Raw genomic sequence first — 15,362 nt, forward strand, 5'->3', positions numbered from 1 at the left:
TCATAACGTGCTGCTTAACATTGTGCCCGAGGTATTCTGGCCTGCGGCGGTCACCGCCATATTACGGCCATTCCGTTTGGCACGATACAGCGCACCGTCCGCCCTGCCGAGGAGTTGCTCTACCGACTCCTCGGGCAGTAGTTCAGCCACGCCAAGTGAGAGCGTCAAGCGGCCAACGTCTTCATCTTTAAGCGAAAAAACAGCCTTTCTCAAACGCTCCGCCAAGTTCGTTGCCGTCAAGATAGGCGCATTAATCACTACCAAAAACTCTTCGCCGCCCCAGCGAATCACCAGGTCGTCTGGTCGTGTTTGCTCTCTTAGTACCTTAGCAACTTGCTCAATAATCCGATCACCAATTAAATGGCCATAGGTGTCATTAACAGCTTTAAAATGATCAATATCACAAATGATAACGCTAAGTGGGCAGTGCTCTTCAAGGTAGCGATGATACGCGCGTGTTAAGGCTTCATCGCCAGCCCGACGCGTTAAAAGCCCGGTTAATTTATCTTCCGTAGCCATTGCATACAGCACTTTTTCCCGCTCAACAATGTCATCCACCTGCCACGAAGTACTAATAAAGTGTGTGCAATTACCTTGCTCATTCAGCACGGGGGCAATACTTTGCTCAACATAGTAGCGGCTGCCATCTTTACGACGATTGACGAAACGTGCTTGAAACGGCAGCCTATTTTTTAGCGCATGCCAAAGGTCGCGATAAAACTTTGCATCTTGTTCACCTGAATTCAGAAAGCGCGGTGTCCGCCCCAACACTTCTTCTTTGCAATAGCCCGTCAGCTTTTCAAATGCTGTGTTGACGAACACAATAGTTTCTCGACTATCGGTGATCAGTACTGGGTCATTAGCCTGATCAAGCGCTTTTAAAAGAGCATTACGCCCCCTGTCTGCTTCAATACGAGAAGTAATATCTTGCTGAATGGATAAAAAGTGCGTAAGCAGATTATTTTCGTCAAAAACAGGCGATATGCTCCAATTCACTACATAAGCTTCTCCGCTTTTTCGGTAGTTAATCGTGCTGCCTTCCCAAAAAGTGCGGTTTTTTAGCGCTTGGCGCAGTGAATTGATGACGGCAACATCGGTATCATGGCCTTGCAGCATGCTAGGCGAGCGCCCTATCAGCGCTTCGCGTTCGTAGCCGGTCATCTGGCAAAACGCTGAATTGCAGTAAACAATAAAAGGCCCGCCGTTGTTAAAGTCAGCATCGGTCATCATCACCGCATTATGCGCCTGATCAAAGGCTAGCGTGACGAGCTTCATTTTTTCAGCATCTTGTTGAATTTTCATAATTTTTAATTTTTCCATTAAGTTGCTGTATTTACGAAGTGTTCAATAGCCAGCTGTGATAACAACGGGTCCACGCTTTTTAGCTACCTACCTAACCATCTATTTAGCTACTTTACTAACGACTGTATTAGCTATTTTATTAGCGACTCAAGTGGCTGAGGACACTTTCCAGGCTCTTGCGGGATCCTCAATCATATCCACTTATCAGCGCAATAGCTGCCCTCCGCAACAGCGCGTCCTTTCAGATTTCTAAAAATTACTTGCCGACACAAAAACAAACATTAAACTGCGCCCTACAGCGTCTAGGGGCATCTTTTCTTGACCCTGTGCAAGTTTTCATCACTTTTCGTTGACACGAAAAACCATTTGTACAGACAATGTACAACCTTCAAGCAGCATGCTTCATGATCCCAGGAGCTCTCATGCAAACTAGCCTTTTCGCACGGCACACGGCTCGCACTGACCGCATTATGTGGCTACCGATCAGTCTAATTGCGGCGCTGTGCCTCGTGGTGGGGGCTTTTACCGGCACATTCTGGCTAGCGGCAACCTTCGGGCTTCTGACGCTCCCCCTTACTTACTGGATACAGCGCACCTGGACAGGGCACATTATTAATGGCTTTACGAAAGCTGCCATCCTAATGGGATGGTCGGCGGTGCTGATCGAGCAGAGCGGGGGCATGATTGAAGCACATTTCAGTATTTTCGTTCTGCTGTCAGCGCTTATTCTCTACAGCGATTGGCGTGTCATAGTGGTTGGGGGCGGGGTTATTGCACTACACCACGCTGTATTCACCTGGCTTCAGTACCTGGGCCTTGTTTCGCTTTATGGCGATCTATTGAACATGCACGAAGGCCAACATGGCATCGCTGAGCTGCTTGTCTGCTTGGCGATGCATGGCGGAGCTGTGGTTGTTCAGGTGGCTATCTTGGGTTATCTCGCCACGGTATTAAGGAGAATGGTAAAAGAGGGTTTGCACGTTAGCCGTTTTGCAGCTGAAGCCAGCCAAGGGCGTTTGGATATGGCGTTCTCAGCACGGGAGCAGCAGTTACCCGCCGTGAATGCCATTGCGGCCATGCGGGATAACGTGGCCGACAGCTTGCGCCAAACCCAGACTGCCGCTCAAGCCGTCAATGACTACAGCCATCAATTATTACACGCCCAAGACCAATTGAGCGACCAAACTACTCGCAATGCTAGCCAAACAGAACGCATCTCTACCAGTAGCACTGAGCTTTCCGCTACTACCCGTGAAACTGCTCATGAGTTCAAGCAAGTGCGTCGCTTGGCAGAAGAAGCACAGCAGAACGTTCAAGAAAGTCGCCAGCACATGCAATCCATGCGAAGCATGATGGATAGCCTTCATAAACAGTCGGCAACCATTGCTCAGCTGCTTAGCGATATTGATCAAATCACTTTTCAAACCAACTTGCTGGCACTTAATGCATCGGTAGAAGCTGCGCGTGCGGGTGAGCATGGCCGTGGCTTCGCTGTCGTTGCTAACGAAGTGCGTATGCTAGCGGGCAACACCCAAGATACCGCAGCGCGTATTCGCACCAACATTGAAGCTACTACTACCCAGATAAAACAGGGCGTTGCGCAAACGGAGACGTTGGACACCTCGACACAAGCACTGACCGAGGCATTTGAGCAAGTTACCGAACGACTCACGCGCGTAGACGGAGCGATTGAGCAACAGCAGCAGGGAATTGAGGAGTTGGAAAGCAGCGTCAATGAGATTTATAGCGCGCTCGATATTTCACGCCAAGCGGTTGCCGATGCACGCCAGACAGCCGATAAGCTGACATCAACCGCCAACGTCATGGCGCAGACGGTAGGCCGTTTCCAGCTACCGGAGCAGTCTACCAAAGCGGCACTGCCTGAATTAATGGCCGCCAGTACGGAGTAAACATTACGCTATGTCCCACCCTACCTAATGGTTCATCAAACCACAGTGGCTTACAAAACTTTAACAAAAGCTAGCAAGAGACTCAGCTCTTTGAATATGATGGGGTAGAAAATTCTCTCAAGGCGTGGACCCTGCGTTTTTCAGCAGGGTTAAAAGTCCTCGTTATAAGGGAGTACCCTGTTGAAACGTCGCGACTTACTAAAAGCCGGTGGTATTGGTCTTCTGCTAGGTAAGGCAAGCTTTCCAGCCATTGTGCAGGCTGTGAACCGCAAGCCTACCCTGCGAGTGGTTGGTACGCATGTGACTCTGCAAGAGCCGATACGGCGCCGCGCAGAGCAGGATCTAGGGATCAATATTGAGTTCTACCCCGGTGGCAGTGCCGAGGTTTTACTCAAGGCAGCCACCGACCCCGGAGCTTTTGACCTTTACGAGCAATGGTCCGACAGTATTCGGGTGCTTTGGCAAGCCAATGCTATCCAGCCAATTGAAACCCAGCGGTTAGATTACTGGCATGAAATCAATGACCTACCCAAAATGGGTCGAATTTCGCCTCATGCCCAGATTGGTCAGGGGGATGCTCCCCACCGACTACTTTATATTCAGCCTAATGGCACCCTGGGTTCTGCACCTTCCGACTTCATCAGCTTCCTGCCTTATGCACATAACGTCGACTCTTTCGGCTACCGCACAGATACCATCGATGAAGGTACTCCCTATGAAACGGAGAGTTGGGGGTGGCTGTTAAGCCCAGCGCACCGTGGCCGGGTCGCTATCATTAATGCTCCCAGTATCGGCCTCTTTGACCTTGCGCTGGCTGCTCAAGCCCGTGGACTTATCCGCTTTGAGAATATTGGCCAAATGAGCCGACAAGAAGTGGACCAGCTGTTCGATATCTTGATTGATTACAAGCGGCAAGGCCATTTCCGTGGGTTTTGGTCGTCCGTGCCTCACTCTGTGGATCTAATGGCAAGAGGCGACGTTGATATTGAGAGCATGTTTTCACCGGCGGCATCCCGCCTGCGTGGCATGGGCATTCCCTGCACGTATGCCGCCCCCAAGGAAGGCTATCGCGCTTGGTACGGAGTCATGTGCTTATCGTCAGCCGTAAACGATGAGCGCAAGGAAGCCGCTTATGCCTTCATGAACTGGTGGCTGTCAGGCTGGCCCGGAGCCTTTATCGCAAGGCAGGGCTACTATATTTCCAATCCTCAGCGAACTAAACAGCATCTCAGTACTGGCGAATGGGACTTCTGGTACGCAGGCAAGCCTGCTGAAAGCCCCATGGCCGGGACAGATGGCAACATCGTGGCAGAGGCGGGTGAGATTCGTCGCGGTGGGAGCTATCAGCAACGATTCGAAAACGTGGCGGTCTGGAATACGGTCATGGATACGTATGAATACACGCTGACCAAGTGGAGAGACCTATTGCTGGCATGATGCAATTTTCGCGGTGGCACCTAAAGAATAAGCTCTTTACAGGCTTTTTGGTGATTGGGTTAATCGGCGTAGGTATGGCACTTTCCATGGGTCTTGCCATCCGCAATATCTACTCTGACTTCCAACGGTTCACTGTTTTCAGCGAACGGGTAGAGCTAGGCCAGAATTTGGCCACCAAGATGATGGATCTCCAGCGCCTATCGGAAGAGTTTGTCCAGGAAGGTGAAAGTTTCTCGGCGAACCAAGCCGACTTGGTTTTCGAGCAGGCAAGAGCATTGCTGTCTCGGCTTGAGGGCGATGCCAGCGAACCGGTCATGGCGCGTGCTGGCATAATCGCCACGCACTTGGATAGTTTTCAGAAAGCGTTCTCAGAGGTAAAGGAGCAACGTAACCGCCAAAGTTGGCTAACCAATGAATCCATCCAAACCCGAGCGAATGCACATGGCGCACTATTGGATGAGTTCCTATCGCGCGGTGCGGGATCGGCTTCGACCACCATGTTGGAGCGCCTTCGCAATGCAACGTTACAAATTGAACAGCTCACTCACCAGTATTTTGACACCCTCGACAACTCTCTGATTTGGCAAATTAAAAACAATGTTCGCCAATCACAGGCGCTGATTCGCCAGTTAAAAGAGCGGCGCCAGGACAGCACTTCTTTGGCCTTACTTCACCAAATGGATGAATCAGTTCTCGCCTATCAAGAAGTCATACTGGAAGCCATACAGCGCACACGGGGCTATCTTTTCCTGGTCAACGTCGTCATGGCGGCAGAAACCTACGAAATTCTTTATCAGTCAGACCGGCTTTCCGAGGAACTTCACCTCGAAATGGCACAAATTGAGAAAGGTGTCACCAGCACAATACGCCAGGTATTTATATTGGCGTTAGCTGGCAGCGCTATTACGCTGCTACTCATCATTGGTCTCTCGTATGCGATCGGCCGAAGCATCGCAACGCCGATTGAGAATTTGGCCATGACGTTTCGGCGTCTCGCACGGGGTGAAACGACTTCCGTCATACCGCTCCAAAAAGCCAGCCCTGAGCTTCAGGAGCTATCAAGAGCATCTGAGGTCTTTCGCGAAAAGAACGAGGAAACAGAGCGCTTACTCATCCAGTATCGAGAAATCAGTGAAGCGTTGGAAGGCAGAGTGAGAGAGCGCACCCAGGAATTAGAAGAAGCTAATCAACAGTTAGAAAAACTGTCCCGTATCGACGGTCTCACCGGCGTGATCAACCGACGCTACTTCGAAGAAGTTCTGGCTCGGGAATGGTCGACGGCGTTACGCAATGGTTTAAGCATGACCGTTATTATGCTCGATATCGACTATTTCAAGGCATTCAATGATTACTACGGCCACCAAGCAGGTGACCACTGCTTGCAAAGTGTTGCGCGCTCACTGCAGCAACGCTTGCGCCGTGGGAATGACCTAGTGGCGCGTTATGGTGGTGAAGAATTTATCATCACCCTTCAGGACACCAACCGCGAACAAGCCATGGCGATGGGCGAAAGTTTACGTCGCGGGATAGCAGACCTCGATATTCCGCATGAGGATTCTCCGCTGCACGTAGTCACTGTCAGTATCGGCGTAGCGGTACGTGAGCCAGACAGTGATATTAAAAGCACCTTCGAGCTGATTAAAAAAGCAGATGATGCTCTCTATCAAGCCAAGCTGACTGGCAAAAACCGCGTTGTTGGCTTTCCACAGCCGCATTGAACAGTGGTAGAGCTCGAAACTCACTTACTCACCCACCATCTGCTTGGCTTTAGCCCGCCTGTTCGAACCTTTTTGCGGCTAAGGCGCCGCTGCACCCGCACCAACTTGCGCGTATGCAGCGGCGGATAGTGCGCTTTATTGAACAAAGGGCGCTGCTGCATCTAGGTAGTCAGCACCGTTTATCGCAACACGCTCTTGGTCAAGCGATTCAGAACCAAGGTGAACCTCTTCTAACGAGACCGCCATCGACTCTACCTCTTGGTCCACCCGCTGAAGGGCATTTTCCAGGGTATAAGTCAGCATGTGAATCTCACCCATTTGCTCGTCTGTAAGAGCCTCTGCGCCGAGAAGCTCAGCTAACCGCTGATTCCCTTCCGCCATATTTTCAAGAGCTTGAGTGAGCGTTTCGGAGGCTTCACCTTCAAAATGATCCATGCGATTTTGCTCATCGGCAAACGCAATACCACTGCTCAGTAGACCCGCCACAATCGCGATAGAAATTCGTTTCATGCATACACCTCTCTAAAGGCTTGATGGGACAATGGTGGTTACGCTGATAGGCTAACACATCAGACACTAATACAAATAATAATGATAAAGATTTTTATTCAAAAGTATAAGCTTCAGCCGCCTACTCATAAACACGAACTGGACCCTACTGGTTTGAGCGCGCCACGCTCACCCCTTTCTGATTGGCCTGTTGAAAAAACACGGTGTGTTTACCGCGCAGCTCAGCCCCCTTCAGGCCAAAGCGCAGCTACTAGGCCGCTTTGATGTGGATGGCATCGCCACCGAAGCACTGCTCTTCCAGGCGGGGTACATGATTAAGGAGGTGCAGGAGCCGGTTGTTGGCTACCGGCTTTACCTGTTTGAAAGTCATAGAGTAGTTGCCAGCAGGCAAAGCACATCAAACGCAAAAACCCCGCGCAAGGCGGGGTTTCAAGACTTATCGGCTAAACCGACAAGTGATATTCCGTTAAGGCAGTTACGCCATCACTTGAATATTAGAGGCCTGAAGACCTTTTTTTCCTTGCGTGACATCAAAAGCGACCTTTTGACCATCTTGCAAGGATTTAAAGCCATCAGCCTTAATTTCAGAGAAGTGAGCAAACAGGTCGTCGCCGCCCGCTTCAGGAGAGATAAAGCCGAAGCCTTTTGCGTCGTTAAACCATTTTACGGTGCCAGTAGCCATGATCGAAATCCTCGATTTAGCGAAATAAATGCCGGGGAATTACCCGAGTTACAGAGGGTAGAACAAGAAACTTTCACCAGGCTCAACGCTAAATGCTTCGATACAACTGACAACGTGCAACTTGCTAACCAACTGAAGGCAGTCTGCGCTTCTTAAAGTATCGCGTCAACCGTCACACCAAAACGATTTTATAATGTGCTGTACTCGGCTGTTTATATTTTTAAAAAACTGGGAGTATTTTTTACTAATGAACGGGCAAACGTGCCAACACGCTTGCCCAATCATAGAATGCGCTGCCCAACACTTACTTCCCGATGAATCTGCTGTGATGATCATCCTCTAAAAAGCTTCCCAATCAGGTTCATCTTTTGCCTGGTTGCGCTGCGGTGTGTGCTGAGAGGTCTGTTTGGGTAGCGTCGAAGACGCGGCCACTGACTTGTCACCACTGAGCTTGAACGTATCCACTAGGCGGGTGAGTCGGTTGGCTTCCTGCTGGAGCGACGCTGCTGATCCACTGGTTTGCGATACCATGGTGACATTCTGCTGAGTGGCTGAATCCATTTGCGTCAGCGCCGCACCGACTTGTTGGATGCCTGCCTCCTGCTCGCGAACGGCAAGCGAAATCTCATTCATCAGCCCCGCCACCTGGCGGATGGCATCCACCGTATCCTGAATCCCCTCACCGCTTCGCACCGCTTGCTCGGCTACGCTAGCGATGCGCTGACTGATATCCGTGATCATTTCACGAATTTTATTGGATGAATCCGCGCTGCGACTGGCGAGATTACGCACTTCGCTGGCCACTACCGCAAAGCCGCGGCCATGCTCACCCGCACGCGCCGCCTCAACCGAGGCGTTAAGCGCCAGAATATTAGTCTGGAAGGCAATCGAGTCGATGACTTCAACAATCTCGCCCACCTGGCGCGAACTGGCCTCAAGTTCACGCATCAATTTAACCGAGTGCTGAACCTCTTTAACACCTTTCTCAGCTTTTTCAGCGGCCTGACTGGAAAGCGTATCGGCATTGCTGGCCGATTCGCTGTTCTGGCGCACGATTGAGGACATCTCTTCCATGCTAGACGCCGTTTCTTGCAGAGCGGAAGCTTGCTCCTCGGTCCGCGAAGCGAGGTCTTCGCTACCTGAAGCAATTTCGCCAGACGTCATATTGATGCTATAGGCCCCATCACGAACCGACTGGAAGCTGACATCCATACGCGCGATAAAACCATCAAACTCGCGGGCTAGTTCACCAATCTCATCACGCCGCTGGCTATCAATGCGTGCGGTAAGATCACCCTCACCTTGGGTAATATCGCGAATACGCCCGCTGACTTGACGAATTGCTCGGGACATCAGATTCGGCCCCATCAAGGCGATGACCAGCGTGACCAATAACACAAATGCCGTGAACGGTGATTTTCAACCCAGTTGTCCAAATGGCTGCGCTTAAGCAGCCTGTTGATTACGCTCGATTTCGTGCATTTTTCCCGGGTTAAGCGAGACTGGGCCGGTGACTTCCCAGTTTCGAGTGTGGCCCGACCAGCGTTGCGGATGTCGCTGCTTCGCACGTTGGTATACCGCGTTCCGGCGTTCCAGGCGCTCTTGGTCTACGCCGCGATGACGGTCCGCTGGCGTGACATACTGGATGCCACTGTGCAGGTGCTGTTCGTTGTAAGCCCGCTCGAACGCTAGCATCCATTCTCGTACCGCGCCCAGCGATGCGAAGCCCTTGGTGGGCCACGCTGGACAGTATTTGACGGTACGGAACAGCGCTTCCGAGTAAGGGTTATCATTGCTTACTCTCGGCCGACTGTAAGACATCAACATGCCCAGCTCTGTTAGCCTCGCTTTGAGCGTATAGGAGGTCATCGGTGCTCCGTTATCAGAGTGCAGTACTGGCGGCTGATGCCAGCAACCTTCTCGCAGCAAGGCACGTTCCAAAAGCTGTTTAGCCAACTCGCCCGATTCCGTGTCGTGGACTTCCCAAGCAATGATTTTGCGGCTGTAGATATCCATGATCAGGTAAAGATACCAGTGCTGACCTCGCACAACGGAGGCACAATAACTGATGTCCCAGCTCCAGACCTGGTTTGGCCCTGTAGCCGTAAAGCTAGTCGGCTCGGGGACTGAACGACGTGGTTTCATACGGCCACGATGGTGCTGCTGATGATGCTTTTTCAAGACCCGATAAAACGACGATTCGGAGGCCAGATAGACGCCTTCGTCGGCCAATAAAGGAACGATTTGAGACGGCGGCAAGCTCTGATACTCGGGGCGATGGCACGTGTTCAAAATGGCTTGCTCTTCCTCATGCGTCAGCTGATGCGGCTGCCTGTGTTGCCCTGCATGTGGACGCTGATCCTCGACAATAGCGCCGCGCTCAGATCGCCACCGCTTCAGTGTGCGTTCGCTTATGCCGATCACGGCAGCCGCTTGATAACGGGACGCGCCACCCATAACCGCTTCGTCAAATAGCGCGATGAGCCTTGCACGTTCCTTGAGAGGCGTTAGTCGTCCTCGCCGCTGTCCGGATCCTCGCCGTACAAGGCTTCGAGCTTTTTTGAAAGCACTAGCAACGACGTTGTTTCTGCCAGCACCTTGTCTTTGCGCCGTACTTCCGCTTTGAGCTGCTTGATGGTCTTTCGGTCTTCTTTGCGCTGTTTCTGCGCTGCTTTTGCCTGCTCTTCTTGCCGACCAGCTCCTTCGAGACAAGCGGCTTTCCATTGCTGGATTTGCTCGGGATAAAGGCCTTTTTCACGACAGTAAGCGCCAAGCTCTGTTTCTGACATCGTCGCGGTTTCGATGACAACGGCTAGCTTGGCGTCAGGTGACCATTCGTTGTCGCCTTGGGTGTAACCCGGCACAGGGACTCCTTTTTCTCGACACTGTTTTAACCAACTATACAGCGTCGCGTTGGAGATGCCTTCTTCCGTTGCTACCGACGCCACACTGCGATTGTGGGGCGGCAATAACTTTTTCAGGATGGCGGCTTTACGCTCTTCAGAATAACGTGGCACATGAATTCCATACCGCTCCCTCTGGACTGAGTTTAGGCGATATCGCCAACCGGACAACTAGGCTGACAGAGGGGGTGAAGCCCAACACCCAGCGTTGCTGCACGGCGACTGCCGCCAGTGTTTCTTGCTCCAGGGCCAAGCCACGCGCATCAGCACTTTCTCCGGCAATGTTGTATAGCTCACGCAAGGCATTAAAGGCCGCTAACGAGTCTCCCTCTAACTGCTCTTCAGCGGCATCAAGCTCGCCTTCCGCATGTAGGTCGAAGACGGCCTGTGACGCCGTCTCCCATGCCATATAAAGATCCTCGAACGGGTCAAGCCCCTCGCTCACCTGCGGATATGCGTCCAGCAGTGCGAGGAATTTATGCATTCGATCATAGGCTTGCTCAGCATTTTCGCGGTAATCGTTGAACTGAGCGCTCGCCCCATCACTCCCCGGCGCTTCACGCAACACTTCAAGCTCAGCCACCCGGGCCTGATACAGGTCGCGGTCCGCATTGAGCACTGCTGATACCGCCGGGTTAAAGGAGCCACTAAACGCTGTCATGCGTTCGCGCATTGACTGGACAAGCAGGCTATCGACCACCACAACGCCTAGCAGCGACAAGGCCACCAGGATAAACGCCAAGGTATATTTCACATTGATCTTGTGGAGCTTTTCCAGCATTGAGCCACCTGTGGGTTATCTAACTTATTGTAGTGATGGCCAACCTTGGCAGAATGAAGATGCATCCTATTTTTTATTATCGACCGCGAAGGGGCGGGCTTTAGACAGTGGCTAACAATAGATAGTGGCTAATAATAAATAGTGGCGAGCAATATTGCATACAAAAGAGTGGGAGGCTTCTTGAACGCTCACGTGCAAGCCATTGGGCTAGCAACCTTTTCAGGCTTGAGGCTAATAGCGCTTGTTTCGTTCGAGCAGAGAGATGCTGTACGGAAGCAAACACCACCCATGCCGAAGACAACAAGCTCTATCGTCGATATGCAAGGATAAAACGCGAGCAGTGCCGCTACAAAAAGACGCATCATCGTACTCGCAACCTGCCCTTATCGCCACCATGCTAAACTGCCCTGTGATTGATCGCTTCAGCCTTGGAGGCCAAGCATGCCATCTCCTCATCGTCGTAAGTTGCCCATTGGTATTCAATCGTTTGAGAAACTGCGCCAGGGGCAGTACTACTACGTTGATAAAACGCCCTTTATGCATGCGCTGGCCGAAACGGGTGGCTATTACTTTCTTTCCCGCCCGCGCCGTTTTGGCAAAAGCCTGCTACTGGATACCTTGGGCTGCCTGTTTGAGGGGCGCGAAGCGCTGTTTGACGGGTTATATATTCACAGTAAGTGGGACTGGCAACAGCGCTACCCGGTGGTGCGCTTAAGCTTTGGCAATGGAGTGGCGACTGACCGTGAGGACCTAGACGCTAACATTCGGTATCAGTTGCAGCAGCAGCGGGCACACCTGCAGATTACATCAACGCCACCTGAGCGCATTGCAGACGACTTTGCTAGTTTGATCGAGCACGCGCATCGTCTTCACGGCCAACGCGTGGTCGTGCTGATCGACGAGTACGATAAGCCTATCCTGGATAATATCCTCGATGGCGATAGGGCCCGCGAACTGCGTGAGGGTCTGAAAAACCTCTATAGCGTGCTGAAAGACACCGACCCCCACCTCCACTTTGTGCTGCTGACCGGCGTTTCCAAGTTCAGCAAAGTCAGCCTGTTTTCAGGGCTAAATAACCTCAACGACATTACGTTAGATGCCCCTTACGCCACCATTTGCGGCTACACCGACCACGATGTAGATACGGTGTTTGCGCCAGAGCTGCCAGGGCTTGACCGTAACGAGATTCGCCGCTGGTACAACGGCTACCGCTGGGGCGGGCAAGACGTGTCCAGCGTTTACAACCCGTTCGATGTGCTGCTTCTGTTGCAAAAACGTACCTTCAGCCCCTACTGGTTTGAAAGCGCCACGCCCACATTTTTAGTGGCGCTGCTAAAACAGCGCGGAGTATTTACGCCGCAACTTAATAAGCTTCAAGCGAAAGCGCAGTTGTTAGGCCGTTTTGACGTGGATGACATCGCTACTGAGGCACTGCTGTTCCAGACGGGTTACATTACGATTCAAGACGTACAAGAGCCCATGACCGGCTACCGTCTTTACTCGCTCGGCTTTCCTAACCGGGAAGTAGAAAGCAGCCTCAACGAGTTTCTATTGCCCGTGCTGGGTATCCAGGACAGCGCAGCGCAGACCTATCAACTGGCGCTGTTTAACGTGCTGCTGGAGCATGATATTACGGGCTTAGAAACCCACCTCAAAGCGCTTTATGCCGGTTTACCCCATGACTGGTACCGCAACAACCCTATAGCCCAGTATGAAGGCCACTACGCGAGCGTGTTTTACAGCCACTTCGCCGCGCTGGGCGTGAATGTGACGGTGGAAGACGCTAGTCACCACGGCAAAGTGGATATGAGCGTCGATTTCAGCGGCCATATTTACTTGTTTGAGTTCAAAGTGGTGGAACAGCTGCCTGAAGGCAAGGCGCTTGAGCAGATCAAAACCAAGGGCTATGCCGACAAGTACCGTGCCAGCGGCAAACCGATTCACTTAATTGGCGTGGAGTTCTCCAGCGTACAGCGGCAAATTGTGGCATTTGAGGTGGAAGAACTTAATTAAGGACGTCCGCTTTTAAGTACAAGTTATGCTCAAAAACCACAATGTTCTAACCCTTTGACGCACCGGCTATAACTGTCCCTGTAACTTTCTGCTAGGAATCTGGCATGACGATTTCTAAAGCAACATGTTTTTATGACGAGTATGCTCAGCGTCTGTTTGAGCAGTACCAGTCGCTGGATTTCGAGCGCGTTCATGGTGAGTGGCTCCATCATTTGCCTGAACAGCCAGGATTAGCACTGGATATCGGAGCTGGTAGTGGGCGTGATGCCAAAGCATTAGCCGAACGTGGCTGGCAGGTCATGGCCGTTGAACCAGCGGAAAAGTTGAGGGCCCTGGGTCAAACCTCTACTGCCGGACTCGATGTTAGTTGGCTGGACGACACTTTGCCTGCCTTAAACCATGTGCGCCAATTGTCACAGCGCTTTCAGCTAATTTTGGTATCCGCAGTGTGGATGCATTTATCGCCCGATGAGCAGCAGCGTGCTTTACGCGTCTTATGCTCACTCTTAGCCCCTGGCGGGCACCTCGTGATGACCTGCCGTGAAGGTCCAAACCACGATGAGCGGCAGTTCTACCCTGTCGATATGGGGGTTCTAGATCGCTGGGCTCAACACCTAGCGCTGCTCCCCGTGCAAAGCGGCCACCATGGAGACCAACTTGGTCGTGCGGGTGTTGCTTGGCATTTGCGTGTGCTCAAGTTACCAGATGATGGTACGGGAGCCTTGCCTTCTTTACGCCATATTATCGTTAATGATGACAAATCATCCTCTTATAAGCTCGGCTTACTGCGTACCCTAGTGCGCTTGGCCGATAGCGCACCTGGTATTGTGCTCTCACGAACTGATGAGTGGGTCACGGTGCCTCTGGGGGCGGTAGGGCTTTTCTGGATAAAGCTGTACCGCCCCTTGTTGGTAGAGCGTGATTTGCGCCAAGCTCCCGGCAACAAAGGGTACGGTTTCGCGAAAGATGATTTCTATCGTTTGAAGCAACTGTCGCCGCATGATCTTCGTATTGGCTCAGCTTTTTATGACCCTCAGTGTGCTGCCACGGTCATGCGGGCTATTCGCGATGCCTGCCAGACCATTCTCAAAATGCCGACCCACTTCACTACCTGGCCCGGTAGCCAGCGCCCAATATTTGATGGAAGTTATCAACGCCTACGCATTCGCGAGCAGGCCATTCGACTCGATAGCGCTACATTGGCATCGTTTGGAACCTTTCATATTCCTGCCACACTGTGGGATTCGATGAGCCGCTATGCCTGCTGGCTAGAACCCGCCATCGTGCACGAGTGGGTTCAGTTAATGCAACGCTATGATGCCTCCTACGATACCGGCACCTTACATCTCGCTTTACAGTGGCAGGAAAGTCGTCGAGATACACAGCAAGTGCGCCAGCTGGTGGCGCAGCGTCTACAAAACCCAATGCCCCTACCCTGTGTCTGGACACGCAGCGATCTACACAAGAAAACGTATGCTATCGACCACTGCTTTCCTTGGTCGCGCTGGAACAACAACGACCTATGGAATTTACTTCCAGCGACGGAAAAAGCCAATCAATCCAAATCAGACCGATTACCTGCTGCCCAGGTGATGCAAAAGGCGAAACAAGATATTTTGCACTGGTGGCAATGTCTCGATAACAATGAAACGGTCTGTCAGCAGTTTCGTGATGAGGCGGCTGTGACACTGCCATTGGCTACGCCGACGTCACCTCTGGATGTGATTTTCAATAGTGCGTTGTTACAACGCCAACGATTGAAGGCAAATCAGCAGTTGGCAGAATGGATGGGCATTACCTAATGATAATGGTGTGCCCAACGCTGTGCTTTGAAATAGCCGAACGTCATTCAGAAAGCGCCTGACGCCGTGAGGGGGAAAACAAAAGAGGGCGCAAAGTGGGCACCATTTGGGCACACGCAAACAAAAGGGCTTACGCATAAACGTAAGCCCTTGATATATCTGGCGCGCCCGGCAGGAATTGAACCTGCGACCTTCGGCTTCGGAGGCCGCTTTTTGTCATCTCACTCCATCTTCTTCACTACCGGCATAAATCATAAAAAAACTTATAAAACAAAATCTTACTAACAAAACTTCTTTTATAAAA

11 protein-coding genes and 1 pseudogene are annotated in these 15,362 nt (G+C 51.7%); 5 read left to right on the forward strand and 7 right to left on the reverse strand.

Translation table 11 applies throughout. The features are described 5' to 3' along the window. Positions 1-1,320, reverse strand: a complete 1,320-nt coding sequence (locus LG300_RS14895) for a diguanylate cyclase (RefSeq protein WP_404376088.1) — start codon at positions 1,318-1,320, stop codon at positions 1-3. Between the two features lie 404 nt (positions 1,321-1,724). Here LG300_RS14895 and LG300_RS14900 point away from each other — a divergent pair, with 404 nt between their 5' ends. From LG300_RS14900 to LG300_RS14910, 3 genes are all read left to right on the forward strand, one after another. Next, complete coding sequence (locus tag LG300_RS14900; RefSeq protein WP_404376089.1) at positions 1,725-3,212, forward strand: methyl-accepting chemotaxis protein; 1,488 nt, start codon at positions 1,725-1,727, stop codon at positions 3,210-3,212. Between the two features lie 180 nt (positions 3,213-3,392). Continuing rightward, the gene (locus tag LG300_RS14905; RefSeq protein WP_404376090.1) at positions 3,393-4,649 is read left to right on the forward strand and encodes a PotD/PotF family extracellular solute-binding protein; all 1,257 of its coding nucleotides are present in this window, start codon (positions 3,393-3,395) and stop codon (positions 4,647-4,649) included. A 74-nt stretch (positions 4,650-4,723) separates the two neighbouring features. Next, positions 4,724-6,367: a diguanylate cyclase gene (locus LG300_RS14910; RefSeq protein WP_404376091.1), complete on the forward strand. Its 1,644-nt coding sequence runs from the start codon at positions 4,724-4,726 to the stop codon at positions 6,365-6,367. Between the two features lie 135 nt (positions 6,368-6,502). Here LG300_RS14910 and LG300_RS14915 read toward each other — a convergent pair whose 3' ends face one another. From LG300_RS14915 to LG300_RS14940, 6 genes and pseudogenes are all read right to left on the reverse strand, one after another. Further along, entirely contained in the window at positions 6,503-6,877 is a 375-nt protein-coding gene (locus LG300_RS14915) for a DUF6746 family protein (protein ID WP_404376092.1), read from the reverse strand. Positions 6,878-7,352: 475 nt separating this feature from the next. Continuing rightward, entirely contained in the window at positions 7,353-7,559 is a 207-nt protein-coding gene (locus tag LG300_RS14920) for a cold-shock protein (RefSeq protein ID WP_404376093.1), read from the reverse strand. Positions 7,560-7,898: 339 nt separating this feature from the next. Beyond that, positions 7,899-8,912: a methyl-accepting chemotaxis protein gene (locus LG300_RS14925; RefSeq protein ID WP_404376095.1), complete on the reverse strand. Its 1,014-nt coding sequence runs from the start codon at positions 8,910-8,912 to the stop codon at positions 7,899-7,901. A gap of 93 nt (positions 8,913-9,005) precedes the next feature. Continuing rightward, positions 9,006-10,283: an IS3 family transposase gene (locus LG300_RS14930; protein WP_404375620.1), complete on the reverse strand. Its 1,278-nt coding sequence runs from the start codon at positions 10,281-10,283 to the stop codon at positions 9,006-9,008. 209 nt (positions 10,284-10,492) lie between these two features. Then, positions 10,493-10,576, reverse strand: a pseudogene (locus tag LG300_RS14935) (hypothetical protein); the annotation flags it as partial. After that, on the reverse strand, positions 10,560-11,243 hold the full coding sequence (locus LG300_RS14940) for a hypothetical protein (RefSeq protein ID WP_404376096.1): 684 nt from the start codon (positions 11,241-11,243) through the stop codon (positions 10,560-10,562). The gene LG300_RS14940 and the pseudogene LG300_RS14935, both read right to left, overlap by 17 nt. Before the next feature lie 441 nt (positions 11,244-11,684). On the opposite strand from LG300_RS14940, the gene LG300_RS14945 reads away from it, so the two are divergent. Both LG300_RS14945 and LG300_RS14950 read left to right on the forward strand, forming a co-directional pair. After that, the gene (locus tag LG300_RS14945; protein WP_404376097.1) at positions 11,685-13,256 is read left to right on the forward strand and encodes an ATP-binding protein; all 1,572 of its coding nucleotides are present in this window, start codon (positions 11,685-11,687) and stop codon (positions 13,254-13,256) included. A 104-nt stretch (positions 13,257-13,360) separates the two neighbouring features. Then, entirely contained in the window at positions 13,361-15,058 is a 1,698-nt protein-coding gene (locus tag LG300_RS14950) for a methyltransferase domain-containing protein (RefSeq protein ID WP_404376099.1), read from the forward strand. Positions 15,059-15,362: the final 304 nt, after the last annotated feature.

This window comes from Vreelandella aquamarina (genome assembly GCF_044805175.1).
GTDB lineage: Bacteria > Pseudomonadota > Gammaproteobacteria > Pseudomonadales > Halomonadaceae > Vreelandella > Vreelandella aquamarina_B.